Annotated in this window: 25 protein-coding genes; 12 read left to right on the top strand and 13 right to left on the bottom strand. The window is 63.3% G+C overall.

Annotated elements, in window-relative coordinates:
- The first annotated feature begins 284 nt into the window (after positions 1 to 284).
- Entirely contained in the window at positions 285 to 2,114 is a 1,830-nt protein-coding gene (locus NKH19_RS01455; RefSeq protein ID WP_352863301.1) for a peptidoglycan L,D-endopeptidase MepK, read from the top strand.
- 181 nt (positions 2,115 to 2,295) lie between these two features.
- On the opposite strand, the gene NKH19_RS01460 is transcribed toward NKH19_RS01455, so the two are convergent.
- On the bottom strand, positions 2,296 to 2,934 hold the full coding sequence (locus NKH19_RS01460; RefSeq protein ID WP_352863303.1) for a 2-dehydro-3-deoxy-phosphogluconate aldolase: 639 nt from the start codon (positions 2,932 to 2,934) through the stop codon (positions 2,296 to 2,298).
- Between the two features lie 200 nt (positions 2,935 to 3,134).
- Between NKH19_RS01460 and trhO the strand changes: the two genes are divergently transcribed.
- The 3 genes from trhO (at position 3,135) to NKH19_RS01475 (ending at position 5,983) form a co-directional block, all read left to right on the top strand.
- Positions 3,135 to 4,055, top strand: coding sequence for an oxygen-dependent tRNA uridine(34) hydroxylase TrhO (trhO, locus tag NKH19_RS01465; RefSeq protein WP_352863304.1), 921 nt, complete (start codon positions 3,135 to 3,137; stop codon positions 4,053 to 4,055).
- Positions 4,056 to 4,179: 124 nt separating this feature from the next.
- A complete protein-coding gene (locus NKH19_RS01470; RefSeq protein ID WP_352863306.1) occupies positions 4,180 to 4,917 on the top strand; it encodes a tellurite resistance TerB family protein in 738 nt (245 codons plus the stop codon).
- A gap of 310 nt (positions 4,918 to 5,227) precedes the next feature.
- Complete coding sequence (locus NKH19_RS01475) at positions 5,228 to 5,983, top strand: SDR family oxidoreductase (protein ID WP_352863308.1); 756 nt, start codon at positions 5,228 to 5,230, stop codon at positions 5,981 to 5,983.
- Here the strand turns inward: NKH19_RS01475 and NKH19_RS01480 are convergent, their stop codons facing one another.
- Both NKH19_RS01480 and NKH19_RS01485 read right to left on the bottom strand, forming a co-directional pair.
- A complete protein-coding gene (locus tag NKH19_RS01480) occupies positions 5,984 to 6,358 on the bottom strand; it encodes a YciI family protein (protein WP_352863310.1) in 375 nt (124 codons plus the stop codon). It lies immediately after the preceding gene.
- A 58-nt stretch (positions 6,359 to 6,416) separates the two neighbouring features.
- Positions 6,417 to 7,601: a pyridoxal phosphate-dependent aminotransferase gene (locus tag NKH19_RS01485; RefSeq protein ID WP_352863312.1), complete on the bottom strand. Its 1,185-nt coding sequence runs from the start codon at positions 7,599 to 7,601 to the stop codon at positions 6,417 to 6,419.
- Between the two features lie 83 nt (positions 7,602 to 7,684).
- On the opposite strand from NKH19_RS01485, the gene NKH19_RS01490 reads away from it, so the two are divergent.
- The 4 genes from NKH19_RS01490 (at position 7,685) to denD (ending at position 10,666) form a co-directional block, all read left to right on the top strand.
- On the top strand, positions 7,685 to 8,371 hold the full coding sequence (locus NKH19_RS01490) for a GNAT family N-acetyltransferase (protein WP_352863314.1): 687 nt from the start codon (positions 7,685 to 7,687) through the stop codon (positions 8,369 to 8,371).
- A gap of 26 nt (positions 8,372 to 8,397) precedes the next feature.
- Complete coding sequence (locus NKH19_RS01495) at positions 8,398 to 9,381, top strand: cation diffusion facilitator family transporter (protein WP_352863316.1); 984 nt, start codon at positions 8,398 to 8,400, stop codon at positions 9,379 to 9,381.
- Positions 9,382 to 9,459: 78 nt separating this feature from the next.
- A complete protein-coding gene (locus NKH19_RS01500) occupies positions 9,460 to 9,672 on the top strand; it encodes a hypothetical protein (RefSeq protein ID WP_352632630.1) in 213 nt (70 codons plus the stop codon).
- A 16-nt stretch (positions 9,673 to 9,688) separates the two neighbouring features.
- The gene (gene denD / locus NKH19_RS01505; protein ID WP_352863318.1) at positions 9,689 to 10,666 is read left to right on the top strand and encodes a D-erythronate dehydrogenase; all 978 of its coding nucleotides are present in this window, start codon (positions 9,689 to 9,691) and stop codon (positions 10,664 to 10,666) included.
- 25 nt (positions 10,667 to 10,691) lie between these two features.
- On the opposite strand, the gene NKH19_RS01510 is transcribed toward denD, so the two are convergent.
- The 4 genes from NKH19_RS01510 to NKH19_RS01525 all read right to left on the bottom strand — a co-directional run bounded on the left by NKH19_RS01510 (position 10,692) and on the right by NKH19_RS01525 (position 14,705).
- Entirely contained in the window at positions 10,692 to 11,855 is a 1,164-nt protein-coding gene (locus tag NKH19_RS01510) for a nickel/cobalt transporter (protein WP_352863320.1), read from the bottom strand.
- Positions 11,852 to 12,520: a DUF1007 family protein gene (locus NKH19_RS01515; protein ID WP_352863322.1), complete on the bottom strand. Its 669-nt coding sequence runs from the start codon at positions 12,518 to 12,520 to the stop codon at positions 11,852 to 11,854. The genes NKH19_RS01510 and NKH19_RS01515 overlap by 4 nt, the downstream gene beginning before the upstream one ends.
- Before the next feature lie 89 nt (positions 12,521 to 12,609).
- Positions 12,610 to 13,506: a LysR family transcriptional regulator gene (locus tag NKH19_RS01520; RefSeq protein ID WP_352863324.1), complete on the bottom strand. Its 897-nt coding sequence runs from the start codon at positions 13,504 to 13,506 to the stop codon at positions 12,610 to 12,612.
- A 2-nt stretch (positions 13,507 to 13,508) separates the two neighbouring features.
- On the bottom strand, positions 13,509 to 14,705 hold the full coding sequence (locus tag NKH19_RS01525; RefSeq protein WP_352863326.1) for an amidase: 1,197 nt from the start codon (positions 14,703 to 14,705) through the stop codon (positions 13,509 to 13,511).
- A gap of 539 nt (positions 14,706 to 15,244) precedes the next feature.
- Between NKH19_RS01525 and odc2 the strand changes: the two genes are divergently transcribed.
- Both odc2 and NKH19_RS01535 read left to right on the top strand, forming a co-directional pair.
- Positions 15,245 to 16,378, top strand: coding sequence for an ornithine/lysine decarboxylase (gene odc2 / locus NKH19_RS01530; RefSeq protein WP_352863328.1), 1,134 nt, complete (start codon positions 15,245 to 15,247; stop codon positions 16,376 to 16,378).
- A gap of 96 nt (positions 16,379 to 16,474) precedes the next feature.
- A complete protein-coding gene (locus tag NKH19_RS01535; RefSeq protein WP_352863330.1) occupies positions 16,475 to 17,074 on the top strand; it encodes a GNAT family N-acetyltransferase in 600 nt (199 codons plus the stop codon).
- A gap of 82 nt (positions 17,075 to 17,156) precedes the next feature.
- On the opposite strand, the gene NKH19_RS01540 is transcribed toward NKH19_RS01535, so the two are convergent.
- The 5 genes from NKH19_RS01540 to NKH19_RS01560 all read right to left on the bottom strand — a co-directional run bounded on the left by NKH19_RS01540 (position 17,157) and on the right by NKH19_RS01560 (position 21,446).
- A complete protein-coding gene (locus NKH19_RS01540) occupies positions 17,157 to 17,441 on the bottom strand; it encodes an SCP2 sterol-binding domain-containing protein (RefSeq protein ID WP_056582750.1) in 285 nt (94 codons plus the stop codon).
- Positions 17,442 to 17,640: 199 nt separating this feature from the next.
- Complete coding sequence (locus NKH19_RS01545) at positions 17,641 to 18,156, bottom strand: hypothetical protein (protein WP_352863331.1); 516 nt, start codon at positions 18,154 to 18,156, stop codon at positions 17,641 to 17,643.
- 85 nt (positions 18,157 to 18,241) lie between these two features.
- Positions 18,242 to 18,667: a hypothetical protein gene (locus NKH19_RS01550; protein ID WP_352863333.1), complete on the bottom strand. Its 426-nt coding sequence runs from the start codon at positions 18,665 to 18,667 to the stop codon at positions 18,242 to 18,244.
- Positions 18,668 to 18,765: 98 nt separating this feature from the next.
- Entirely contained in the window at positions 18,766 to 19,338 is a 573-nt protein-coding gene (locus NKH19_RS01555; protein WP_352863335.1) for a rod-binding protein, read from the bottom strand.
- Positions 19,339 to 19,460: 122 nt separating this feature from the next.
- The gene (locus NKH19_RS01560) at positions 19,461 to 21,446 is read right to left on the bottom strand and encodes a BTAD domain-containing putative transcriptional regulator (RefSeq protein ID WP_352863337.1); all 1,986 of its coding nucleotides are present in this window, start codon (positions 21,444 to 21,446) and stop codon (positions 19,461 to 19,463) included.
- 153 nt (positions 21,447 to 21,599) lie between these two features.
- On the opposite strand from NKH19_RS01560, the gene NKH19_RS01565 reads away from it, so the two are divergent.
- Together NKH19_RS01565 and NKH19_RS01570 are read left to right on the top strand one after the other, a co-directional pair.
- Positions 21,600 to 22,598, top strand: a complete 999-nt coding sequence (locus tag NKH19_RS01565; protein ID WP_352863339.1) for a DMT family transporter — start codon at positions 21,600 to 21,602, stop codon at positions 22,596 to 22,598.
- Positions 22,582 to 23,445 (top strand): DUF1194 domain-containing protein, encoded by an 864-nt coding sequence (locus tag NKH19_RS01570; protein ID WP_352863341.1) that lies wholly within the window; start codon positions 22,582 to 22,584, stop codon positions 23,443 to 23,445. The genes NKH19_RS01565 and NKH19_RS01570 overlap by 17 nt, the downstream gene beginning before the upstream one ends.
- 61 nt (positions 23,446 to 23,506) lie before the next feature.
- On the opposite strand, the gene NKH19_RS01575 is transcribed toward NKH19_RS01570, so the two are convergent.
- Positions 23,507 to 23,884: a hypothetical protein gene (locus tag NKH19_RS01575; RefSeq protein ID WP_352863343.1), complete on the bottom strand. Its 378-nt coding sequence runs from the start codon at positions 23,882 to 23,884 to the stop codon at positions 23,507 to 23,509.
- Position 23,885: the final 1 nt, after the last annotated feature.

Here is a 23,885-nt window from a genome sequence, read left to right on the forward strand (position 1 = left end):
CTGTTCACGCATTAAGGCTAACGGTAACAGATCGTGTTCCGCGCAAAGGCGGAAACATGATCTAAACCAGTGGTTTACCAAGTAACCCTGTGTACAATTTTTGACGGGATATCGCCACGGTGTTACCGCATTTCGACTTCAATAAGCGATGATTAACCATTAGGATCGATATTCGGATGTGACCACGACACATCCGTTTGGACAAATCCGGGGACAAACGGCAGCCTGCAAGGCCTTTTGATTTGAACAGAATCGAACGACACACGAACGGGCGGCACCATCAAGTGAGCGTCTGGCCGAAGTGGCTGGCGGCGTTGATTGTCGCATTTGGTTTTGTCGCCGCGGCTGGGACTGGAGCCAACGCCGAAACACGTTCGCTGAAGCTTTATCACCTCCACACACACGAAAAGGCCGAGATCGTCTACAAGCGCAACGGCCGCTACGTCCCGGAGGGTCTCAGGAAGATCAACATCATTCTGCGCGATTGGCGTCGCAACGAGCCGACCAAGATGGATCCGCGTCTGCTCGATCTGGTCTGGGAAGCGTACCGGGAAGCTGGCGCCACGGACTACATCCAGGTCGTCTGCGGCTATCGCTCGCCGTCGACGAACTCGATGCTGCGCAGCCGCAGCCGGGGCGTCGCCGAGAAGAGCCAGCACATGCTCGGCAAGGCGATGGACTTCTACATTCCCGGCGTGCCGCTGAAGAAGCTGCGCAATATCGGTCTCAAGATGCAGGGCGGCGGCATCGGCTACTATCCGTCCTCCGGTTCGCCGTTCGTCCATATGGATGTCGGCAATGTGCGCCATTGGCCCGGCATCAGCCGCCAGGAACTGGTCAGCCTGTTCCCCAATGGCAAGACGCTGCATGTGCCGAGCGACGGCAGGCCGCTGCCCGGCTTTGAGCAGGCGCTCGCCTCCTACAAGGCGCGCAAGGGTTCGGGCTCGCCGGCCATCGAGTTGGCCAGCGCCGGTGGTAGCGGCAAGAAATCAGGCGGGTTCCTATCGGCCTTTTTTGGCGGCGGCGACGACGAGGCCGACGACAGCGCCGATGTCGAGACCGCTTCGGCCGCACCTCCGCCCAAGGCGAGAAACTTGAAGCCGGCCGCGGCAGCCAAGACCAGCAACCTCCCGGGCATCGCCATCGTGGCGCCGGAGAACGCGCAGCGCGCCGCGGTTCCGCAGGTGACCGAGGAGCAGGCCCCCGAGCCGGAACAGGACACGCCGGAGACGATCATAGCGGCATTGCCTGCACGCAGCGTTCCGTTGCCTGATTTCGCACCACGACCGAAGGCCGATGTCGGCGCTCAGCCGCCTGAAAACGTTCCTTTTGGGATGGCGGACGCGACAGCCACAACCGAGCAGGCCGTGGCGACCGCACAGGCGCCGGCGACCGTTCCTTTCGGCATGGCCGATGCAACGGCTTCGGCTGATCCGGCCCAAATTGCCGTCAACAACATACCGTTGCCGACATGGCGCCCCGACACTTCGCTGCCAGCCGCTCTGGCTGCGTCGCCCAGCAAGACTGTGCTGATGGCGCTGGCCGATACGGCTGAGCACGGCAAGACCGGGACCGATGCGTTCTCGGTGCTGCCGACGGCGCGCCCCGAGATGGCCCAGCCGGACGCCGTCAAGGCCGTTCTCGACGAGGCCAATGCCCAGGTCGGCGCGGCCGACGAATACCAGGTTGCTTCCTTGTCCGCGTCCGAGCCGCGTTCGGCCTTCAACGATCCGTCGGGTAACGATGCCGCATCGCCGCGCGAGGCTGTCGTTGCCCGCCCGGCCGGCTCCGATCCGGCCGCCGCGATCGGCGCCGGCGTGAAGACCACCCGCAAGGAATCGAGAGCCACCGCGCGCGACCTGAAGCCAGGCCCCAAGGCGATGGTGGTTGCCGCCGCACCGCAGGCCGCCCGCTGGGCACTGACCAGCGGTGAGAATGTCGCCACCGTTTCCAGCGCGACGACGGCGCCGGGCTACGCCTACAGCATCGTGCACACGGCGCCGAGCGAGGTCTACACGGCCGGCTTCCAGCAGGGCTACCAACTGGCCGACGCCAACCGCTTCACCGGCAATGCCGTCAAGTTCCTCTCGGTCGCCCGCTTCCAGACCAAGTAAGCGATCAGCAATCGACAAAGCCGCGCCGGGCAACCGGCGCGGCTTTTTGCTGCGAGACCACCCGGTCTGACATTGCAGTGATCGTGGACGGCTCGAAACCTGCGACGGATCCTGCTTGCAACAGGAAAACCGCGACTCGCTCGACGCAAGTCGGCCGGTTTTTCATGCCGTGACGAAGGCCTTATTTCGCGAGCTTGCTCGCCGCGCGAGCCAGGGCTTCGATCTCGTCCCACCTGCCGGCCTTGACCATTTCGTCGGGCGCCACCCAGGAGCCGCCGACGCAGATGACATTGGGCAGGCTGAGATAGTCGGCTGCGTTCTTGCCGGTGATGCCGCCGGTTGGGCAGAATTTCACATCGGCGAGCGGCGAGGCGAAGGCCTTCAGTGAAGCGATGCCGCCCGACTGCTCGGCCGGGAAGAATTTGAGAAAGCGCAAGCCGGCTTCCCGTGCGGCCATGATCTCGCCGGGCGTGATGGCGCCGGGCAGCAGCGGAACATCGCTGTCGGCGGCTGCCGCCAGAAGCTCGCGGGTAATGCCGGGGCTGACGATGAATCGCGAGCCTGCGCTCGCTGCCTCTTCGAACTGCCTGATATCGAGAATGGTGCCGGCGCCAACGATGGCTTCCTCGACCTCACCAGCCACACGCCGGATCGCCTCAAGCGCGTCGGCGGTCCGCAGCGTGATCTCGATCGCCGGCAGGCCGCCGCGTGCCAGGGCGCGGGCCAGCGGCACGGCGTCGGCGACATTGGCGATCTTCAACACCGGGATGACCGGCTGGCCGTTGAGAAGCGACAGGAGTTTTTCGGTCTTGCTGGGCATCTGCTCTCCGTATCCTAACTAAGGCGTGTCGCATGAATTGGTTTCGGCGCGACGCGCTTGACGGCAATCCAACCGATTAGCAGACGGGTGTTTTTCTGTCCATGAAACGAAGCGTGTCGCGATGTCACGCGCGGCCGGTACTTGCCTGGATTCCGGCTCTGCCTTGAATCGGCTTGCGTGAGCGTTTAGTGGCTTCGGCAATGATATCACTTCTGCCCTTTCGCGTCGCCGCGCTCTACCGGTTTGCCCGGCTCGACGCCTTCGAGGAGCTGCGCGCGCCGCTCACTGCCTTCTGTTGCGGGCGCGGCATCAAGGGCACGCTGCTTCTGGCGCATGAAGGCATCAACGGCACCGTCGCCGGCAGCGAAACGGCGATCGGCGAACTGATCGAGTATCTCGAAGCCGTCGAAGGGCTCGCCGGCCTCGAGGTCAAATACAGCGTCGCCGCGGAAATGCCGTTCCATCGTATGAAGGTGCGGCTGAAGCGCGAGATCGTCACCATGGGCGTCGCCGATATTGATCCGGCGACGAGCGCCGGAACCTATGTCGCGCCAGCCGACTGGAATGCGCTGATTTCCGAGCCCGACACTGTTATCATCGACACGCGCAACGCCTACGAGGTGTCGATCGGCACCTTCAAGGGCGCGATCGACCCCGTCACCGCAAGCTTTCGCGAGTTCCCGGCCTGGGTGGAAGCGCACCGGGCGGAGTTCGAAGGCCGCAAGGTCGCGATGTTCTGCACCGGCGGCATACGCTGCGAAAAGGCGACCGCCTATGTCAAATCGCTCGGCTTCGAGGATGTCTTTCATCTCAAGGGCGGCATCCTCAAATACCTCGAGGAGGTTCCGGCCGAACAGAGCCTCTGGCAAGGCGAGTGCTTCGTCTTCGACGAGCGGGTTTCGGTGTCGCACGGACTTGCCGAGGGCGAGGCGGAACTCTGCCGAGCCTGCCGCCATCCGCTGACGCCGAGCGACCTGACATCGCCTAAATTTGCCGCCGGTGTTTCGTGCCCGCATTGCTTCGATGCGCGTTCGGACATGGACCGCCAGCGTTATGCCGAGCGTCAGCGGCAGGTCGAGCTTGCGCAGGCGCGGGGCAGGGGTCCGCACATCGGATCGTAGGTCCGCTCTGTTATCGACAGCTACGGCAAAGCGACGGTTTGTCATTGTAATGCAAGGGTTCGGGACCTACGTCTTCGACGTTCGAAACCTGCCCGTCCGGCCGGGCAAATCCTGGAGGCACTGAATGTTCGATCCCAAGAAGCTTCTCGACGATCTGCTCGGCTCGCAAATCCCCGGCACCAGTGGCACCGTTCGCGACAAGGCGGGCCAGGCGGTGCAGATGGCCAAGGACAATCCGCTGGCCGCTGGAGCGCTCGCTGCGGTGCTGCTCGGAACCGGTGCCGGCCGCCAGATGACGGGTACCGCGGTGAAGCTCGGTGGATTGGCCGCGATCGGCGGCCTCGCCTACAAGGCCTACCAGAACTACAAGGCCGGCAATGCTCCGGCCGAGACGCCGGCAGCCGGCGAGCCTGAATTGCTGCCGCCGCCCAAGGACACCGCCTTCCACCCGTCGCAGGCGCCGCAAGGCGAGGACGAATTCACGCTGACCCTGGTGCGGGCGATGATCTCGGCGGCGAAGGCCGACGGCCATATCGACGATGACGAGCGCCAGAAGGTCGCCGGCAAGCTCAGCCTTTCGGGGATCGGCTCCGACGCCGAAAAATTCCTGATGGCGGAGCTGGCGAGCCCGCTTGACCTCGACGCGCTGGTGGCTGGCGCCCAGACCGATGCGCAGAAGCTCGAACTCTACACCGCGTCGCGCCTGACCATCGATCCCGACACACGCGCCGAGCGCGGCTATCTCGACCTGCTCGCCGGCCGGCTCGGTCTGCCGGATGCGCTGGTCGATCATGTCGAGGCGACGGTTTCGGCGACCAAGGTGCCGGCCCAGGCCGGGACTTCACCCAATCCGCGCTGGTAGGTCAAAACGGCACAGGCGGCCTTTCGGGCGTTAACCTTTCGTTAACTCAGGAAGCGCATGATTTTATGCAGTCGGATCGGCTTTTCCTCCTCCCAAGCCCGGTTCAGATCAGGGCGGTCGCCAATGACCGCCCTTTTTGTCGGCACGATCTGCTCACCTGAGCACGATCTCCAGCAGAAATCGGATTCCAATTTTCGGATCATGCTTTGTGCTTCGGCTTGCCATCGCCGCTATCATTTGCGATGCCTTTGCTTCTTGCGCAAACCCGGAAAATAGTGCGTGCGCGCGTTGCTGCCGGAGGACAACAGCCATGACCGTAAAACGAACCGCCATCGTCACCGGCGCCGGCACCGGCATCGGCAAGAGCGTCGCCACGGCGCTGCTCAAGGCCGGCTGGAACACAGTGTTCTGCGGGCGCCGCAAGGCGGTGCTGGATGCCGCGGTCGCCGAGGCCGGCCGCACCGACGCCAAGGCATTGGCGGTTGCCTGCGATATCAGCAAGGCCGGCGAGGTCGATGATCTGTTCGAGACGGTGGCGGCGGCCTTCGGCCGCGTCGACCTGCTCTTCAACAACGCCGGCATGGGTTACAAATCGACGCCCATCGACGAGATCCCGGTCGAGGTGTGGAACGATATCGTCGGCGTCAATCTCACCGGTTCGTTCCTGTGCGCTCGCGCCGCCTTTGGCGCCATGCGCAAGCAGCGGCCGATGGGCGGCCGCATCATCAACAACGGCTCGGTGTCGGCCTACGCGCCGCGCCCGGGCTCCGTGCCCTACACGGCGACCAAGCATGCCATCACCGGGCTGACCAAGACGCTGGCGCTGGACGGAAGACCCTATGACATTGCCTGCGGGCAAATCGACATCGGCAATGCGCTGACCGACATGGCGCAGCCGATGACGGTCGGCGTACCGCAGGCCAACGGCTTGATCGCCGCCGAAGCGGTGATGGACGTTCAGCACGTTGCCGACGCCGTTGTCCACATGGCCAGCCTGCCGCTCGACGCCAACGTGCTGTTCATGACGGTGATGGCGACCAAGATGCCGTTCGTCGGCCGTGGATAGTTATTTCCCAGCCAAGGGCACGCCCGGCAGGTAGAGCGCGATTGGACGGATTTCGTAGACGGCGGTCGGATTAACGCGGCGCAGGTCGCGGGCGATAACGATCGCATCGTCACGTGTCGCGCAGTCGACGACATAGAGACCGAGAAGCTGTTCCTTCGTCTCGGCGAACGGCCCGTCGAAAACGGTTCCGTCGCCTGGTCCGCGCAAGGTGCAGGCCGACCGGGTCGCCCCAAGCCGCGCCGATGGGCCAAGATTGCCTTCACGGTAAAGCCGATCGTTAATTTCGAGCAGGTCGACCATCAATGCCGCGTCCTGCTCCGGCGTCAGCGCGGTGATGGCTCCTTCCACATGGTAGGCGAGGATGGCGTAAAACATCGAGTCACCTTCTGTCGTGATTGCAAACATCCAGCGCCGGTCGCTAGGCCCGACAGCCTCACTTGCCCAGGAACGCTCCGATCCGCTCCAGTGCCCGCAAGATGTTCTCCTCGGAGTTGGCGTAGGAGAGCCTGATATAGCCTTCGCCGAGAATGCCGAAATCGGGGCCGCCGATCAATGCCACGCCGGCCTCGTCGAGCAGCGTCGAAGCGAGCTTCTTTGCTTTCCAGCCGGTCTTCGAGACGTTGGGGAAGGCATAGAACGCGCCCTTGGGCGTGATGCAGGTAATGTTGGGCAGGGCGTTCAATCCCTCGACCACGATCTTCCTGCGGCGGTCGAAAGCGCGCATCATCTTGTCGACATCGTCCTGCGGGCCGTCGATGGCCGCGATGCCGGCAAACTGGCTCGGCGCGTTGACGCAAGACCAGCAATTGACCGCCAGCTTGCGCACCTTGTCGTAGAGGTGAGCGCCCTTGTCGCCATTCGGCCAGATCGACCAGCCCATGCGCCAGCCGGTCATCGCCCAGGTCTTCGACCAGCCATTGAGCACGATCAGCCGGTCGCGGATCTCGGGAAAGCCAAGCAGCGAGCAATGCGTCTCGCCGTCATAGGTCATCACGTCGTAGATTTCGTCGGAGAGGATGGCGACCTGGGGATGCGCCTCCAGCCCCTTGACCAGCTTCTCGATCTCGGCCCGCGGCGTGACGCCGCCGGTCGGGTTGGCAGGTGAGTTGAGGATCAACAGCCTGGTCTTCGAGGTGATCAGCGCCAGCGTCTCCTCGGCGGAGAAGGCAAAGCCGTTTTCCTCGCGCATGGGTACTGGAATAGGTGCCGCACCGGTGAACTCGATCATCGAGCGGTAGATGGGGAAGCCCGGATCGGGATAAAGGATCTCGGCGCCAGGCTCGCCGAACATCAGGATCGCGGCGAACATGGTCGGCTTGCCGCCGGGCAGGATCATCACCGTTTCAGGCGATATCTCGACGCCGGTGGTGGTCAGCGTGCGCCGCACCACCGCCTCGCGCGTTGCCAGCAGGCCATTGGCCGGCGTGTAGCCGTGATGGCCGTCGCGCAGCGCCTTGATCGCCGCCTCGACGATGTGCTGCGGCGTCTTGAAGTCGGGCTGGCCGATGCCGAGATTGACGATGTCGCGGCCCTGTTGGGCCAGTGCTGTTGCCCGTGCCAGCACCGCGAAGGCATTTTCCTCGCCGAGACGGTCGAAAGCCGAAATCGTGTGGAGCATTTTTCCCGTCCGTGTGGTTCTTGCTGTTGGGTCGCGTTTTTGTGAGCTTCGGCTGGCAAAAGTCAAACGGATTGGAGCTTTCGGTGACGGAAAATCTGAAAGATTGGCAACCGCGCCCGCGACCCGAGCGCAAGGCGATCGACGGCCGTTATGTCCGGCTTGAACCGCTGAGCGCCGCAAAACACGGCGATGAGCTCTATGAGGCGTCTTCCGTGTCCGATGTCGATGGCCGCTTCGCCTGGCTGCCCGACTATCCGCCTGAAACCCGCGTTGCCTTCCAACCCTGGCTGGACAAGGTCGAGGCCAGCGAGGATCCGCTGTTCTTTGCAGTCATCGACAAGGCCAGCGGCAAGGTCGCCGGGCGCCAGACCCTGATGCGCATCGATCCGGCCTACGGCGTCATCGAGATCGGCAACATCTATTGGGGCCCGCTCATCTCGCGCAAGCCGGGAGCGACCGAAGCGCAGTTCCTGTTCATGAAATACATCTTCGACGAACTCGGCTATCGCCGCTACGAATGGAAGTGCAACAACCGCAACGAGCCGTCGAAGCGGGCAGCCGAACGGTTCGGCTTCAAGTTCGAGGGCATTTTCCGCCAGCATCTGATCGTCAAGGGTGAAAACCGCGATACGGCATGGTATTCGATCATCGACAAGGAGTGGCCAGCCTTAAGCAAAGCCTATGAAGCGTGGCTCGATCCGGCCAATTTCGATAGCGACGGCCAGCAGAAGCGACGGCTTGAGGATTTTCGCGCGCAGTTAGGTGCGTGAGATCAGGCGCGTAACGGGAGTTGCCATTGGCCCACACCCACGATCACAGCGGGCATGATCACACTGGGCACGATCATGGGCCGGGTCATGTGCATGGCTCGACCGACAAGAAACGCGTGCTTATCGCGGCCTGCCTGACCGGCGGCTTCATGGTCGCCGAAGCGCTTGGCGGTATCCTCACCGGGTCGCTGGCGCTGCTGGCCGATGCAGGCCACATGCTCGCCGATTCGATCGCGCTCGGCCTTGCCTGGTACGCGTTTCATCTCGCGGGACGTCCGGCGACCGTTCGCCTCACCTATGGCTTCGGCAGGGTCAAGACGCTGGTGGCCTATACAAACGGCATTGCCATCTTCGTCATCGCGCTGTGGATCGTCTACGAAGCCTGGGGGCGCCTGCGGGCGCCGGCGCCGGTGCTTGGTGGGCCGATGCTGGTGGTGGCGATCCTCGGCCTGCTGGTCAATATCGGCTCCTTCCTGGTGCTGCATGGCGGCGACCGCGAGAACCTGAACATGCGCGGCGCCATCCTGCATGTGCTGGGCGATCTGCTCGGCTCAGCCGCCGCCATCGCGGCGGCGTTGGTCATTCTGACGACCGGCTGGACGCCGATCGACCCGATCCTGTCGGTCCTGGTCTCGCTGCTGATCCTGTATACGGCGTGGTCGCTGATGCGCGCCGCCGCCCATGTCCTGCTCGAGGGTGTGCCACCCAGCCTCGACCGCGATCTGATCGCCAGGGACATCGAAGCGACGGTCCGGGGCGTCCGCGAAGTGCATCACATGCATGTCTGGTCGCTCGACGGAACCAGCAACATGGCGACGCTGCATGCCTGTCTCGACGAGGGCGTCGACGCGCACCAGGCGGTCAGCGCCGTCAAGAAGCGGCTTGCCAGCGAGCACGGCATCAGCCATGCCACCGTGGAACCGGAATTCGGACAGTGCGCCGACGATAGCCACGAGCACGGCCACGGGCACGGGCATGAAGCGGCCGCGCACCACGACCACCATCACTAGGACCGATCGATTGGTCCTGCCTCAGGAGTTCCAAACCTTGAAAACCAGCTTGATGAACGCCCACTGCCCGGACGCGTCATGATGGATCGTGACACCAGGAATGCGGCCATCGCAGCGGTGTGGATCATGCTTCTGTTCGGCATCGGCGCCTACTATCTGCCGACCGTGATGCTGGCCCTCGGCAGCCTTTCGACCGTGCTGGCCGGCGCCTTCGGCATCGTCTTCGTGCTAGCGTTTTTCTCGGTGTTCTGGCTGCGCGCGCGCAACCAACGCAAAAACCAGGGTAAATAGGCAAGGGATTTTCGACATGCGCATTCTGATCACCGGCGCCGCGGGCATGGTCGGCCGCAAGCTCATCGCCCGGCTGGCCAAGGACGGCATGCTGCGCGGCGGCAAGATCACCGCGCTCGACCTGCACGATATCGTGCCGCCGCAGGCGCCGGTCATGGACGGGGTCAGCATCACCCTCCACACCAGCGATCTTGCCGAGGCGGGTGCCACCGAACGCCTGGTCGCATCGCGCCCCGATGTCGTCTTCCATCTCGCCGGCATCGTGTCCGGCGAGGCGGAGGCGAATTTCGAACTCGGCTACCGCGTCAATCTCGACGGCACGCGGGCGCTGTTCGATGCCATCCGCCTGGCGGGCTTTGCACCGCGTGTCGTCTTCACCTCGTCGATCGCGGTGTTCGGTGCACCGTTCCCGGATGTCATACCCGATGACTTCCATCCGACGCCGCTGACCTCCTACGGCACGCAGAAGCAGATGAGCGAAGCGCTGCTGGCCGACTATTCCAGGCGCGGTTTCTTCGACGGCATCGGCATCCGGCTGCCGACCATCTGCGTGCGGCCCGGCAAGCCGAACAAGGCAGCGTCGGGCTTCTTCTCGGGCATCATCCGCGAGCCCTTGAGCGGACATGAGGCGATCCTGCCGGTGCCGCGCTCCGTCGTGCACACCCACGCGAGCCCGCGTTCGGCGGTCAACTTCCTGATCCATGCGGCGCAGATCGATGGCGCCGCCGTCGGGCCGCGCCGCAACCTGACGATGCCCGGCGTCGCCGTTACCGTCGGCGAGCAGATCGAGGCGCTGGAGCGTATCGCCGGGCCGAAGGCGGCGAGCCTGATCCGTGAGGAGCCGGACGAGACGATCTGGGCGATCGTCAAGGGTTGGCCGACAAGGTTCGAGGCGCGGCGCTCAAGGGAGCTCGGCTTTGCCGCCGAAAAGAGTTTTGACGAGATCATCCGCGCGCATATCGAGGATGAGCTCGGCGGCAAGATCGCAGGTTAAATCCGCAGCACCACGGTGGGGAAAATCACCCGCCTGACGCCAGGCTTGCCGACAAAAGCAACAGTCCGAACAGGAAGACGAAGGCGGCGCCGCCGATCTCGACGATCGAGTGGATGCGGTTGCCCATGCGGCCATCGCCGGCGAAATACACGGCCCAGTTCTTGGCGGTCACCGCAAGTGTGGCCAGCGCCGAGACGGTGATCGCGGTCCCCAGCGACATCGCCAGCACCGACAGCAGGCCGCCGAGCCAGAGCCCGTTGAGAAGCGCGAAGCTGAGCACGATCAGCGCACCGGAGCAGGGGCGGATGCCGACCGCCGCCACCGCCGACCAGGCCGTGCGCCAGTCGAAGCGATCGCCCGACAGCAGCGCCGGGTCGGGCGCATGCGAATGGCCGCAGGTGTCGCAGACCTCGCCCGCCGCGTGATCGTGATGGGCATGATCGTGGCCGTGCGCACCATGGTCGTGATGATCGTGCGAATGGCTGTGCGCATGGTCGTGATCGTCATGCGCGTGCAGGGCGTGCGAATGGCCATGGGCCGCATGCGAATGACCTGCATGCGAATGGCCACCATGAGAATGGCCGGCGTGCGCCGCCGACAGGCTGTAGGCTGGACCTTTGCCGAACAGGCGCAGGACGGCAGGGCCGAGCTTGCGCCACAGCAGCCAGGCGCCGAACAGGGTGACGAAGACAAAGCTCATGACCTCCATGAACCAGGCCGCGTCCGTCATCGACACGGAGGTGCCGCGCAGGACGAAATAGGCGACTCCCATCACCGCGACCGCTGTGAGGCCTTGCAGCAGCGCCGAGATGAAGGACAGCAGGATGCCGCGGCGTAGTGCCACTTCGTTGGCGACCATGTAGGACGAGATCACCGCCTTGCCGTGACCGGGGCCGGCGGCATGGAAGATGCCGTAGGCGAAGGACAGGCCGACGAGTATCCAAATCTTGCTGCCGTCCTGGCGCATCGCCTTCATCGCGGTTGCCAGCGCGCGATAGAATTCCTGCTGCCGCAGATTGATCCACATCAGGATGTGGGCGAAGGGGCCGGTGCTGGGCGCGATGCCGTCATTGACGCCGATGCCGAGCGAACTCTGAGCATGGGCGGAGTTGGCAAAATGCATCATGGCAACAGTGAGGGCTAACAGGCCGAATGCCAAACGCAGGGACGGTTTCGTCACCGGTTTCATCCTTCTGGCTGACAGGTCAGTTCGAGCTTGGTGGCAAAGATCTTGCTCATGTCGGTGCCGGTCGGATCGTTGAAGAAGGCATCGGTAAGGGTCTTCTGGTTTTCCTTGATCGCCTCGTCCGGGTCCGGACGGATCACCTTGCTGGTGCAGTTCGACGGCAGGCCTTCAACCGTGATGTTGGAGTCCTCGGTGAAGTCGATCGCCGTGTAGAACGTCGGATCGTAGACGCCGATGTCGATCTTGCCGTTGAGCTTGATCGGCTCCTTCGGTTCGGACTCGAACAGGATGATCAACTGGTCGTTGTCGAAATTGGCCATCAGATGCGGCGGCGGCGTCATCGCCACGTCCTTGCCGTCCACGGTGACGAGCTGGAAGTAATTGAACTCGGCCAGCGAGGCGTGGACGGTGTCGGCGACTTCCTTGAGCTCGTTGTCGTCGAGCTTCAGGTCGGAGTTCTTGTCGAACTCCATCATCACCGTGCTGGAGAAGAGATCGTCGAAGCGCCAGAGATGACGCAGCGCTTTCACACTTTGGTGATCCGGGGAGAGGATCACGTCGAGGCGGGCCTCGGCGAAGACGTGGGGATGCACCTCAGCCGGTCCGGTGGCGGCAAATGTCGCCGCCAAGGCCGAAGCCAGCATGATTGCGTGCCGTTTCAGGTGCATTCTCGGTCGCGATTCCATTGGGCCTCGGATGAGATGTCGAGAGTTATCAGAAAGGGGGCGAAATTGGGACCGGGACTCGACTGAATAGATCAGGCTTCACGCGTTCTGAACCACTGCACCAGGAAGTCGACGAAAACGCGGACTTTGGCCGGCAGGTAGCGGCGGTGCGGGTAGACGGCGAAGATGCCGCCGCCCGACAGGATGCGGTCATCCATCACCGACACCAGCCGGCCGCTCGCGAGGTCGGGCGCGGCGATGAAATCCGGCAGGACGGAAAATCCGAGCCCGGCTACGGCCGCGGCTCTCGCCGTCATCGGGCTGTTGACCTCGATGGGACCCGACACCGAAACGCTCACCGGATCGCCATTGTCGCCCTTGAACGGCCAGTTGTTCAGTCCGCGGCCATTGGTGTCGACGATGCAGGGCATGCGGCTGAGATCCTGCGGCCGTGTCGGCATGCCATGCCTGGCGATCAGTTCGGGAGAGGCGCAGAGTTTTATCGAAAACGGCGCCAGGCGCCTGGCGATCAGCGACGAGTTCTCCAGCCGCGAGATGCGCACCGCAAGGTCGAAGCCTTCCTCGACCAGATCGACGAAGCGGTCGTCGAGCTGGATGTCGAGCACGATGTCGGGATGCTGCTTGGCGAAATCGATCAGTGACTGTCCGATAGGTGCATCGGCGAAGGTGCGCGGCGCCGACAGCTTGATCCGGCCGCGCACGTCGCCGGAGGATTCGCGCACGGCGTCGGCCAGGCTGTCGACCTCGCGCACGATCTCCGAGGCGCGCCGGTAGTAGGTGTGGCCGGCCTCGGTCATCGAGAACTGGCGCGTGGTGCGGTTGAGCAGCAGGGCGCCGAGTTCGTCCTCCAGCTCGCGCACATATTTCGACAAAAGGGCCTTGGAGCGGCCGATCTTGCGTGCCGCCGCCGAAAAGCCCTCGGCCTCGACCACGTCGATGAAGGCGCGCATGCGGGTCAGTGTGTCCATGGTCAGGCCTTTCGTGCCGCGTCGAGAAGTTTCCGGCCGAGCCGTATCAGGGCAATGTCGCTGCCGGAAGGGCCAAGCAGCGACAGGCCGAACGGGGCGCCGGTGACCGACCCGATGGGCAAGGTGACCTGTGGAAAACCGGACAGGCCGGCCAGGCACAGAAGTTGAAGCGCTCGTTCGCGATAGGCCTGGAACTGCTCCGGCGTGCTGTCCACGTAGGGAGCTGGGCCCGGCACCGTCGGCAGGACAAGGAAGCCGTCCTTGCCCAGCAGGGCGCTCAGTTCGCCGCGAAAGGTCAGCCGGCGCACCTTCTCGGCCTGGGCTGTTTTGTCGTCGACGGCACGGCCAAAGCCGAAACGCTCCTCGACACCGGGACCGAGGTGGCGCTCGCCACTGGTGATCCATTCGCCATGCACCGCCCAGGCCTCCTTGGCCTGCAGCCGGCGAAAGCACCAGTAGAGTTCATCCGGAGACGAGGTGAAGCGCGTCGCTGCCGTCGCCGGCGCGCCGAAGACCGTACTCGCCAGTGCCTTCATTCGAGCATATTCGGCAACCGCCGGGCCGGCGACCAGCGCGTCCAGCCATTCCAGCGTCAGCGGCCGGTCCAGTGCGTGCTGGTGGGGGTCGCGGCCGAGCAGCAGCTTGCCGACGGTCTCGTAGGTCTCGATATCGTCGGCGAACCAACCGAACGTGTCGAAGCTCGGCGCCAGCTTCATCGTGCCATCGAGCGAAATGCGCCCATGCGTGGTGCGCAGCCCGATCAGACCGCAAAAGCTCGCTGGCGCGCGGATCGAGCCGCCGGTGTCGGAGCCGGTGGCGATGTCGGCCAGCCTGCCCGCCACCGCCGCCGCCGACCCCGATGACGAGCCGCCGGTGACGCGGTCTGGCGCTGCCGGGTTCACCGGAAACGAAAAATGCGCATTCTGGCCGAACAGCGCGAAGGCAAGCTCGTCGGTCTGGGTCTTGCCGACGAAGCGCGCGCCGGCATCGAGAATCATCTGCACGGCCGGGGCCGTGCGCGAGGCGGCGTGGCTGTCAGTGAATTTCTGCAAGTTGCCGCAACCTGTGCGATAGCCGGCGACGTCGTAGATGTCCTTGACGGCCAGCCGCAGGCCGGCCAGCGGGCCGAGCTCGGCATGCGCCACCGGCATCTGGCGAAGATCGAGAAAGGCGTTGAGAGGGCCGTGGGTGCCTGTCATCGTTCGCTATCCGGATACGGTTGCCGCAACATCGTTCGATGCCAGAAATTTTACAACCTCGGATGCGATTTTTATTGATTGTGAAACCCATCGCCCTTATATCGCGCTTGCCCAAAGTCGCACGTGCCTGTGGGTGTCCGCCGGTCCTCGAATGGTGAGGGAAATCGGTAAGGTAACTGGAGCCAACCCCTCCAGTCGGTCTAGCGGCCAACCGCCAGCCCGAGGACACCTTGAAGCAACGACGGTGCGGGCCTTTCTGGTGTTCTGCCGGTTGTCCAAAAACCGGGGTTACTGAAGAGGCACACCTTCATTGCCGGCAGTGCGGACGGGTCTCCCATCCAAGCCAAGGCAGACAAAGCGAACCGAGGCCGGGCAAGGCCAAGGTTCACCGCCGCGAGACGGCGCTTCATGGTTCCGGGGTCTCCACCGGCTGGTTCCATGGATTTCCGTCCCGCCTTTGTCCACCGCGTGTTCGCGAGGCTGACAGCCTGCGTCCCGCAGCCTTATGGCGCCCGAAAGGCGCTGATGGAGAGACCCCGATGGCCACCCAGCGCATCCTTGACTTCCTCGCCACCCGACGTCCGACCGGCCCTTGCCTGGTCGTCGACCTCGACGTCGTGCGCGACAATTTTCGCGCCTTCGAGAAGGCGCTGCCCGATTCGAAAATCTACTATGCGGTGAAAGCAAACCCGGCGCCGGAAATCCTGCGCCTGCTTGCCGCGATGGGCTCGTCCTTCGACACCGCTTCCGTTGCCGAAGTCGAGATGGCGATGGACGCCGGTGCGCCGGCGGACCGCATTTCCTTCGGCAACACCATCAAGAAGGAGCGTGACATCGCACGCGCCTACCAGCTCGGCATCCGCCTGTTCGCGGTCGACTGCGTCGAAGAGGTCGAGAAGATCGCCCGTGTCGCTCCCGGCGCGCGCGTGTTCTGCCGCGTGCTGACCGATGGCGAGGGTGCCGAGTGGCCGCTGTCACGCAAATTCGGCTGCGTGCCTGCGATGGCTGTCGACGTGCTGCGCCATGCCAAGGAACTCGGCCTCGACGCCTATGGCGTGTCGTTCCATGTCGGCTCGCAGCAGACCGACCTGACCGCTTGGGACCGCGCGCTGGCCGACGCCAAGGTGGTGTTCGCGACGCTCGCCGAGGAAGGTATCGTCTTGAAGATGGTCAACATGGGCGGTGGTTTCCCGACGCGCTATCTGCGTGACGTGCCGGCGGCCCAGGCCTATGGCCAGTCGATATTCTCGGCGCTGCGCAAGCATTTCGGCAATGCCATCCCGGAAACCATCATCGAGCCGGGGCGCGGCATGGTCGGCAACGCCGGCGTCATCAAGTCGGAAGTCGTGCTGATCTCGAAGAAGGCCGCCAACGACAATGTGCGCTGGGTATTCCTCGACATCGGCAAGTTCGGCGGCCTGGCCGAGACGATGGATGAGGCTATCCGCTATCCACTCGTCACCCGCCATGACGGCACGGAGACCGCACCTTGCGTGCTCGCCGGCCCGACCTGCGATTCGGCCGACGTGATGTACGAGAAGACGCCGTACCCGCTGCCGCTGTCGCTGACCATCGGTGACGAGGTGCTGATCGAAGGCACCGGCGCCTACACGACCACCTACTCGGCGGTCGCCTTCAACGGCTTCGAGCCTCTCCGATCCTACGTGATCTGACGGTTCGAAAGAACCGGTCAGATCATCCCAGGTGGGCGTCCGGCGCCCATCCGGGTTCGCCTGTGGAACAACCTCCGCTCGTGAAGGATCGCGGAAATGGACATTGCAAATTTCATTGTTGAAGGCGCTGCGCGCGGAATCTCCCCCTCAAGGGGGGAGAGTGCCATTGCCGTCATTGCCGAAACCGCCGCCGATGTCGCGGCGCGCGAGGCGTTGCTCGATCGGGCCATGGGGCCGAAGCGGCGGAAAAAATCGTCGGAGAAGCTGCGGCGTGGTCGTCGGCCCTCTGAAGGCCTGGCCTTTGTCACCCACGATGCTTCGGGCGACGTGGCAGGCACCGTGCGGCTGTGGGATGTCACGCTGGGCGAGGGTGGTCCGGCCGCGCTGCTGCTTGGACCGCTCGCCGTCGATCCATCGCTCAAGAGTGCCGGCATCGGCTCGGCGCTGATGCGCCATGCCATCGCCGAGGCGGCGCGGCTTGGCCACGCCGCGATCCTGCTGGTCGGTGATGCGCCTTATTACGGACGCTTCGGCTTCTCCGCCGCCAGGACCGGTTCGCTCGCCATGCCGGGACCTTACGAGCGGCACCGTTTGCTGGCGCTTGAACTGGTGGACGGCGCGCTCGATGGCGTGCACGGCACGTTGAAGGCGGCGGGGCGCAAGCTGAAGACGCAGGAACTGAATTCGGCGGCCTGATGCTTCAGGCCGCCTGAAGCGGCGCGTCTTCATTCAAAACAATACGCCGCCCATTGGGCAGCGTTGGTTTGTCTGATAGTGGTCAGCCGATCAGCTGGCTGAGGGCCATGGCGACGGTCATGTCGCCTTCGACCTTTATCTTGCCGGTCATGAAGGCCATCGTCGGATTCAGATCGCCAGCGATCAGCGAATCCAGGTCGTCGAGCGAGAGCTTGATGGTGCAGTCGGCGGGTGCGTCTGATGTCGAAACGGTCGCGCCGTCGATGACTATGACGCCGTCGCTGCCAGTGTCGAATTTCACGGAACGATCGAACCCGCTGCTTGCCACGCGCGACTTGATCTTCTCGGCAATCTCCTGAACGCTCACGCTGTTCTCCTTGTCTGGTTGCATCTGTCTCGCAACGGCGCTTCGATCCGGCCGAAGCCCGTGCCGCGGTTTCGCGATCACGGTCGCTGCCCGCATATAGCTTTGCGTTGACGTTTACGTCAACGCGGATTCCGGTGGCTGGTTCCTGCCCTCGCGGCAGGTGGGGCCCGATTTGGTCGGAACCCATGAGCAGGGCAATTCAGTGTTCCTTGAACGCCTTGGTCATTTCCGCAGCCGTCTCGCTTTTCTTGCGGCGCAGCCAGTTGTCGCGGATTTCGTCCTTCGACAGGAAATTGACCTGATCGATCAGAACCTCATGCACCAAAGGGGCGCCGACACGCGCGTTGACGGTATCGCGGATGGCGGCGCGGAAGGCATCGAGATCGATCGTCGCCTTCTTGGTGAAGTCGATCTGCGGATTGGAATAGAGGTAGGAATAGACCTGGTCGGTGATCAGCGCTTCCGCCGGAATGGACAGCTTCTTTATCTGCTCGGGTTCGACCGTGTAGACGAGCTTTGTCAGGAAATAGCCGCCGATCTGCGAATCGCGGATCAACGGCACCGAAATGATATCGGTCTTGACGTAGTCGAGGCCGCCCAGCATCGGCTTCGGCGTTTCGCCGACGCCCTTTTCGCCCGCGGCCTGGAACGAATAGAACACCGCGCCGAGCGTGGCGGCGCAGATCCAGACGGCGATGGCGATGACCTTGATCATCGGGCCTCGTCACGGCCTTGAGATGCCAACGCGGCGTTGCCCTCCTGCCTGAGCAGGATCGCAAATGCGTTCCCTGTGTTCGGGATCATGCCTTTGCCCAGCCGAATTCGCCGGCCGAATAGGTGCCGTCGGTTTCGGCGCGCTGGATGGCGTGCCGCAGCAGGCTGGCGACTTCGTTGACCGCGCTGAGGTGCGCCAGGATCGCCGCCTCGTTCTTCGCCAGCTTCTGGCGCAGCCGGGTCAGGCCGTCGCGGTGCTGTTCGAGGAATTCGGCTTCGCTGCCGCCCTTCATGGCGCGGGTCAGCTCGTAGAGATAGCGGCTCTTGCGGGCGTTCGATGCCTTGAGATCATAGTTGGTGGCGTTGCGGATGCCGGCCGTCTCTTCCTCGACCACTTCCTCGATACGTCCGATGATGGCGGCGAGGTTGCCAGGCCGCGCGAACGGGATCGGCGCTTCCGACGCGGTCGTGCGTGCTGGCAGGTTGGCGGTGAATTCCGAAAAGTCGGCCATGAAAATCCCGGTCTGGTTAGATTGAAACTCGGATACGCACTATCTCAATGGTTGAGCATGATCCCTCCCAAAACCGGTTCCCGGTTCCGGGGCATGTCCTAGATCTTGATGTCTGTCTTGACGATGGTCTCGTCACCAGTGATCGACCGCGCCGCCCTGCGCTGCAATTCGTGGACCAGCGAGGTCGACAGACTGTTCTGTTGATCGATCTCGGTCCTTTCCGGCCCGCCCGAAACCGGACCGACCGGCACGATGCGCTTGCCTTCGACATAGTGGTCGGCGAGCATCGACTTGGCGATGCCGATACCACCACGTTCGGCCATGACGTCGGCCACACGCTCGGCAAGCTGCGATTTCCACATGTCGCCGGCCAGGCCCTTGCCGTAGACGCCTTCGGTGTCCTTGGGCAGCATGTTCTGGATGAAGGTCTGCAGCACCATCGCCTCGAACTTCTTGAATTTCTTGGCGGGATCGGTTGCGGCGGCGGCCTTGTCGGCAGTAGCGCGCGACAGGACCGAGCCGGCATCGACCGAAGCGGCGCTGTCGACCGAAAACGCACCCGCAGCACCACCGGCCCGCTTCGTCAGCGCGGCGCGGGCGGCCTCGATATCCGTCGGATCGACGGCTCGGGCCACATCCATAACGATGTCGCTGGGTGGAGAAATCGCCAAGAAAGTCCGCCTTTTTGTCGGTTTTCCTTAGCCAGACAATGCCTCAACAAGCTTGTGGCAGGCTTGCCAAGCGGCAGGCTTGATCTGGTTTCTCCGGATCCCGGTCGCGTAGCCAGGTTCCACTAGGAAGCAGGAAGGCCGGCCCTCGACAGCATTTCAAGGAATCTCGCGTGATAATGATCCTTCACATAGCGCGGCACAAAGCCGGGGCAGACATTACCCAGGTTGAGATGGGGAAGTTGTGACAGGCAATGATGGATGGCCCGCGAGGCCTCTTCGTTGTTCCCGGTTGCCGACGCGGCCGCAGCCCAATAAAGGGCGCCGCGAACGAATCCCGGCTTTGTCCTGACCACCTTGCGGGCGACTTCGAGCGCCCGCTGATCGTCTCCGCCGGCGAACAGTGCGACAACCAGGCCATGGTGACGCCAGAAGTCGATGACGTCATGCGTTCCGAGCCGGATTGCCTCGTTGGCCTCACGTACTGCTTCGCTAACCTGTCCGCGCAACGCAAAGAGCATCGAAATGTCGCCGTGGCCGGTCGGATAGCTCGGGTTGAGGCTGATCGCATGTTGGCACTCGGCGATCGCCTCGTCGATGCGACCGGAACTTTCGAGAGCGAATGACAGGATGCAGCGGGCAATTTCGTCGTCAGGCACTGCCCGTACCGCTGCTTCCGCAAGCTCGACCGCACGCTCGATCTGCCCTGGCTCCCGGGGCAGCGAGCCAAACGCCACGCCCATGGAAATTACGATCGAGAGCGTTCGCTTCGCACGAGCGTTGTCGGGACCTATCGAGACAGCCTTCTCGGCAAGCTCTATCCCGACCAACAGCGAATCCCGGGTCATTTCAAAATATTTCATGAGAGCTTCGTTCACCAACCTGCGCACTTCCGGGGGACCGGGCGAGCTCTTGTCGCGGACTTTCCAGTTGGTCAGTTGAAGGTCGAGGATCACGGCCAGAACAACAGACTGCGCGATCCTGTCCTGGAATTCGAGCGCGTTCTCGGAGTGGCCGTCGAACTTCTGGGCCCAGACGTTGTGGCCGCCGGCGGCATCGACAAGCTGGATGTTCACCCTCAGCCCATTGCCGGATCTCTGGACGCTGCCGCTGAGCACATATTGCGCCCGGAGCGTTCCCGGGGCTTTGGCTTCTTCGGCAGGGCCGTTCTTCTCCGAGGGTGGCAGCGCGGAGAGCACGACATAATCGGCTACCTCGGAGAGGGCCGTGGTGATGTCCTGGACGAGTCCCTTGGCGAAAAAGTCGTCGCCTTGCTTTCCGGTCAGATTGATGAAGTCGGCAACGCTGATCGATGGGCGCCCGAAGCGCTGGCTGGCTGGAACAGTATTTGCCGACTGCACATTTGGCGCCGTGTCGGCGGCAGAGAGCACGGATTGCCAAAGCGCTCGCGTCTGCGGTCCGACGTCGACGCCGAACTCCTTCTTCAGCATGCTTCTGCAAGCCTCGTATGTCCTGAGCGCCCTGTCGCGTTGGCCACATGCGAGGAGCAATTCCATCTTGAGCCGATAGGATTCTTCCCGCGTCGGCTCCATGGCCAGAACACGATCGACCAGGATGACCCCGGTTTCCGCGTCGACGAGACGAGCCAGTTTTTCGAAGGCCTCAAGAGCGCGGCTGAGCAGCCTGTCGCGTTCGGATGCGACCCAGTCATCGAATCCACTGCTCCCCAGATAAAGTCCGTCGAGGAATGGCCCGGTGTAGTTCGCCAGAACCCTTTCGAGTTCCTGCACGGAACGGGCCGAGAGGCCTGCTTCGAATTCCTCCACGTCAACTCGAACCGCGTCTGGCGCGAGGCCGATCAATTCCCCGCGGGAATGGATAATATCCACACCGGCGCGTGACAGATCCCGACGCAGGACGCTGAGGGTTTGCCGCAGGCTGTTGCGCGAGTGTTCGCTATCGCTGTCACCCCAAAACAGATCAGCCAGTCTCTCCCTTGTCGCCACCATGCCGGGACTACGGGCCAGATAAGCAACGATCGCAGGACCCCGTTTTCCGGTCAGCCGAAGCGGATCAGCCGTTCCATTTTCGATCCGGAAACCACCGAAGAGTGAGATTCTATTTGTGGCGCCGCCGCCCTCATTTTGCATTTGCTCTCCCAGCCTGACGAAATTCTAACTCAAAACTAACGCTTCGCAAACTGTAGCGCCCCGCACTCAAGCGCTGTCGTGACGGCAGGTCATTTAGGCTGTGCTAAATTAGGGTCACCGAGCCAACAACTGGCTTTGGCTCGAGGGGGGCGGGTGTCCAAGACTAGAGCCAATTTGCTGCTGCTTCTTGCAGCCGCTTTGTGGGGCCTCGGCAATGTCGCGCAAAAGACGGTGCTTGCTCATCTCGACCCGCTGAATGCCGTCGGCCTGCGCTGCCTGATCGGTGGGCTGCTTGTGCTGCCTTTCGTCTTGACCGAAAGGCGACTGCCCGCCGGGCCGGGCTATCTTTCCAGCCTGGCCAGGATGGGCGTTCTGTTTGCCATCTCCATCACGCTTCAGCAGCTTTGCTATCTCGGCGCCACGGTCACGAATGCAAGCTTCCTGGTGAGCACGGCAACGGTGATGACACCGCTGGCCGCCTGGCTGCTCATCGGCGAACGTCCGACAGCGAGCCTCACCGCCGCCGCCGGGCTGACAATGGTCGGTGCCATGCTCTTGTCCGGCGGGATCGCCGGCCTCGGCAGCGGCGATCTCACCGCCATGCTGTCGGCTGCCTGCTATGCGCTCTGGATGGTCGAGCTTGGCCGGCACATGCAGGCCCATGCGCGGCCGTTCACTGCTGCGGCGACACAGTTCCTCGGCGCCGCCGCCTTTGCCCTGCCGCTCGGGGCACTGCAAGGCAACCTGTCGCTGGCCGCTGCACTTGCGGCCGGCCCGGAACTCGCGGTCCTTGGCGTGTTCTCCACCGCAATCGCCTTCGGCATACAGATTGCCGCCCAGCGCTTCACCCCGGCCAGTCATGCCGCCGTGATCGTCAGTGCCGAAAGCGTCTTCGGGGCGTTGGGCGCGGCGATCTTCCTCGGCGAACGGTACTCACCCGCGGGCGCACTGGGTGCAGCGATCATTCTCGGTGCGATCCTGTCCGTCGCAATGTCGAACCGAACGCCGCAGGCATGCGCGCCCTTGTTGGCCCGCCCGGTTCAACCCTTCGACGCGGCCTTTGCCATTGCCGCTACTCCAGCAGCCTGGCCGGGCGATCGTGCCGCCGCCAATTCAGGTCCAATGGAGGAATGTGATGACCCTTGCGGTTGATGCGAACGTATTCCCAACCCGACGGCCGCCCAGCACGTCTGCAGCGGCCGGCTTTCGCCGGCAGGTTCGGCGATCGACCAGAGAACCGGCAAGACGGATCAATTCGTATTTGAGAGTGGCGGGGATACTTGCAGCTTCGGTGTTTTGGGGACTGCAGGCACACGCAGCCGACGTTGACGTTGCCGTTGTATTCGCTGTCGACTTCTCGTCCTCGATCGATCCAGAGATTGCCGATCTACAGCGTGAGGGTCATGCCGCGGCGCTCACTTCGCCAGAGATCATCGCGGCCATCACGCGGAACTACGTTGGCTGCATCAGCGTGGCCTACTTTGAATGGTCGAGTCCCGGGCACACACGCATTGTGCTGCCGTGGACAAACATCTGCGGGCTGGAGGATGCCAGAGCGGCCGCGTCGGTGATCAGCAAGAAAGGGGATACCGGCTTCACCCGTAGAGGGCGAAGAGGAACATCCGTTTCCTCCGCTATTGACGTTGGAAGTCTTCTGCTCGACCAGTTTCCCGGAAAGGCGGCCAAGAAAGTAATCGACATCTCTTCCAATGGTGAGAACAACGACGGACTTCCTGTTCAGCCGAGCAGGCTGAACGCCATTGCCAAGGGGTATACGATCAACGCGATCGCCATTCCAACGCAAGATGAGAATCCCGATCAACCGTTGGCATCCTACTTTGCCAAATCGGTCATTGGCGGTTCGCAAGCCTTCGTCATAACGCCGAAGGGGCCAAACGACTACGCCATGGCCCTTCGCCGCAAGCTGGTCACTGAAGTAAGCATGGACGTCGGCCGACAATTCCCGCAACAGGCGGATGGGCGTTCTTCGCAACCGTAATTCCGTACGTTTGAGAGGATCAGCTTGATGGGTTTGGCCAACGATCAGGACTCGGCACTCCTCATGGCCGCTTCTGCGCGATAATATCCAGCCGCTCGCGGTCGGAGCGTTCGCGCTCGTCGCGGTTGCGCACGTCCTTGTAGGCGCGCTCGACCATGTTGGTGCGCGCGGTCGCGGCGGCGATGAGGCTGGCTTCCTGCTTCGCGTTTGCCAGGTTCGCCTCCTGGCGCACGACGGCCTGGGCGATGCGGCGATGGTAGAGATCGGGGAACAGGCCGGAAAGCGAATCGGCCTGGTCGAAATGTCCGACCAGATCACGGGCTTCGGCCTCGGCGGCGCTGGCTGCCGCAAGGAAGGTGGCGTGATGGGTTTCGTGCAGCGCCTTCAGCTGCTCCTGCACCTTCACCAATTTCCTGAGGCGGTCTTTGCGCGTGCTCATT

Origin of the sequence: Mesorhizobium sp. M1338 (assembly GCF_040318045.1) — a bacterium.
Lineage (GTDB): Bacteria > Pseudomonadota > Alphaproteobacteria > Rhizobiales > Rhizobiaceae > Mesorhizobium.

Excerpts from the sequence above, each read along its gene's own strand:
- NKH19_RS01460 (WP_352863303.1), bottom strand. The coding sequence starts at position 2,934 with ATGCCCAGCAAGACCGAAAAACTCCTGTCGCTTCTCAACGGCCAGCCG.
- trhO (WP_352863304.1), top strand. The coding sequence starts at position 3,135 with ATGATATCACTTCTGCCCTTTCGCGTCGCCGCGCTCTACCGGTTTGCC.
- NKH19_RS01470 (WP_352863306.1), top strand. The coding sequence starts at position 4,180 with ATGTTCGATCCCAAGAAGCTTCTCGACGATCTGCTCGGCTCGCAAATC.
- NKH19_RS01475 (WP_352863308.1), top strand. The coding sequence starts at position 5,228 with ATGACCGTAAAACGAACCGCCATCGTCACCGGCGCCGGCACCGGCATC.
- NKH19_RS01480 (WP_352863310.1), bottom strand. The coding sequence starts at position 6,358 with ATGTTTTACGCCATCCTCGCCTACCATGTGGAAGGAGCCATCACCGCG.
- NKH19_RS01485 (WP_352863312.1), bottom strand. The coding sequence starts at position 7,601 with ATGCTCCACACGATTTCGGCTTTCGACCGTCTCGGCGAGGAAAATGCC.
- NKH19_RS01500 (WP_352632630.1), top strand. The coding sequence starts at position 9,460 with ATGATGGATCGTGACACCAGGAATGCGGCCATCGCAGCGGTGTGGATC.
- denD (WP_352863318.1), top strand. The coding sequence starts at position 9,689 with ATGCGCATTCTGATCACCGGCGCCGCGGGCATGGTCGGCCGCAAGCTC.
- NKH19_RS01510 (WP_352863320.1), bottom strand. The coding sequence starts at position 11,855 with ATGAAACCGGTGACGAAACCGTCCCTGCGTTTGGCATTCGGCCTGTTA.
- NKH19_RS01515 (WP_352863322.1), bottom strand. The coding sequence starts at position 12,520 with ATGCACCTGAAACGGCACGCAATCATGCTGGCTTCGGCCTTGGCGGCG.
- NKH19_RS01520 (WP_352863324.1), bottom strand. The coding sequence starts at position 13,506 with ATGGACACACTGACCCGCATGCGCGCCTTCATCGACGTGGTCGAGGCC.
- NKH19_RS01525 (WP_352863326.1), bottom strand. The coding sequence starts at position 14,705 with ATGACAGGCACCCACGGCCCTCTCAACGCCTTTCTCGATCTTCGCCAG.
- odc2 (WP_352863328.1), top strand. The coding sequence starts at position 15,245 with ATGGCCACCCAGCGCATCCTTGACTTCCTCGCCACCCGACGTCCGACC.
- NKH19_RS01535 (WP_352863330.1), top strand. The coding sequence starts at position 16,475 with ATGGACATTGCAAATTTCATTGTTGAAGGCGCTGCGCGCGGAATCTCC.
- NKH19_RS01545 (WP_352863331.1), bottom strand. The coding sequence starts at position 18,156 with ATGATCAAGGTCATCGCCATCGCCGTCTGGATCTGCGCCGCCACGCTC.
- NKH19_RS01550 (WP_352863333.1), bottom strand. The coding sequence starts at position 18,667 with ATGGCCGACTTTTCGGAATTCACCGCCAACCTGCCAGCACGCACGACC.
- NKH19_RS01560 (WP_352863337.1), bottom strand. The coding sequence starts at position 21,446 with ATGCAAAATGAGGGCGGCGGCGCCACAAATAGAATCTCACTCTTCGGT.
- NKH19_RS01570 (WP_352863341.1), top strand. The coding sequence starts at position 22,582 with ATGACCCTTGCGGTTGATGCGAACGTATTCCCAACCCGACGGCCGCCC.
- NKH19_RS01575 (WP_352863343.1), bottom strand. The coding sequence starts at position 23,884 with ATGAGCACGCGCAAAGACCGCCTCAGGAAATTGGTGAAGGTGCAGGAG.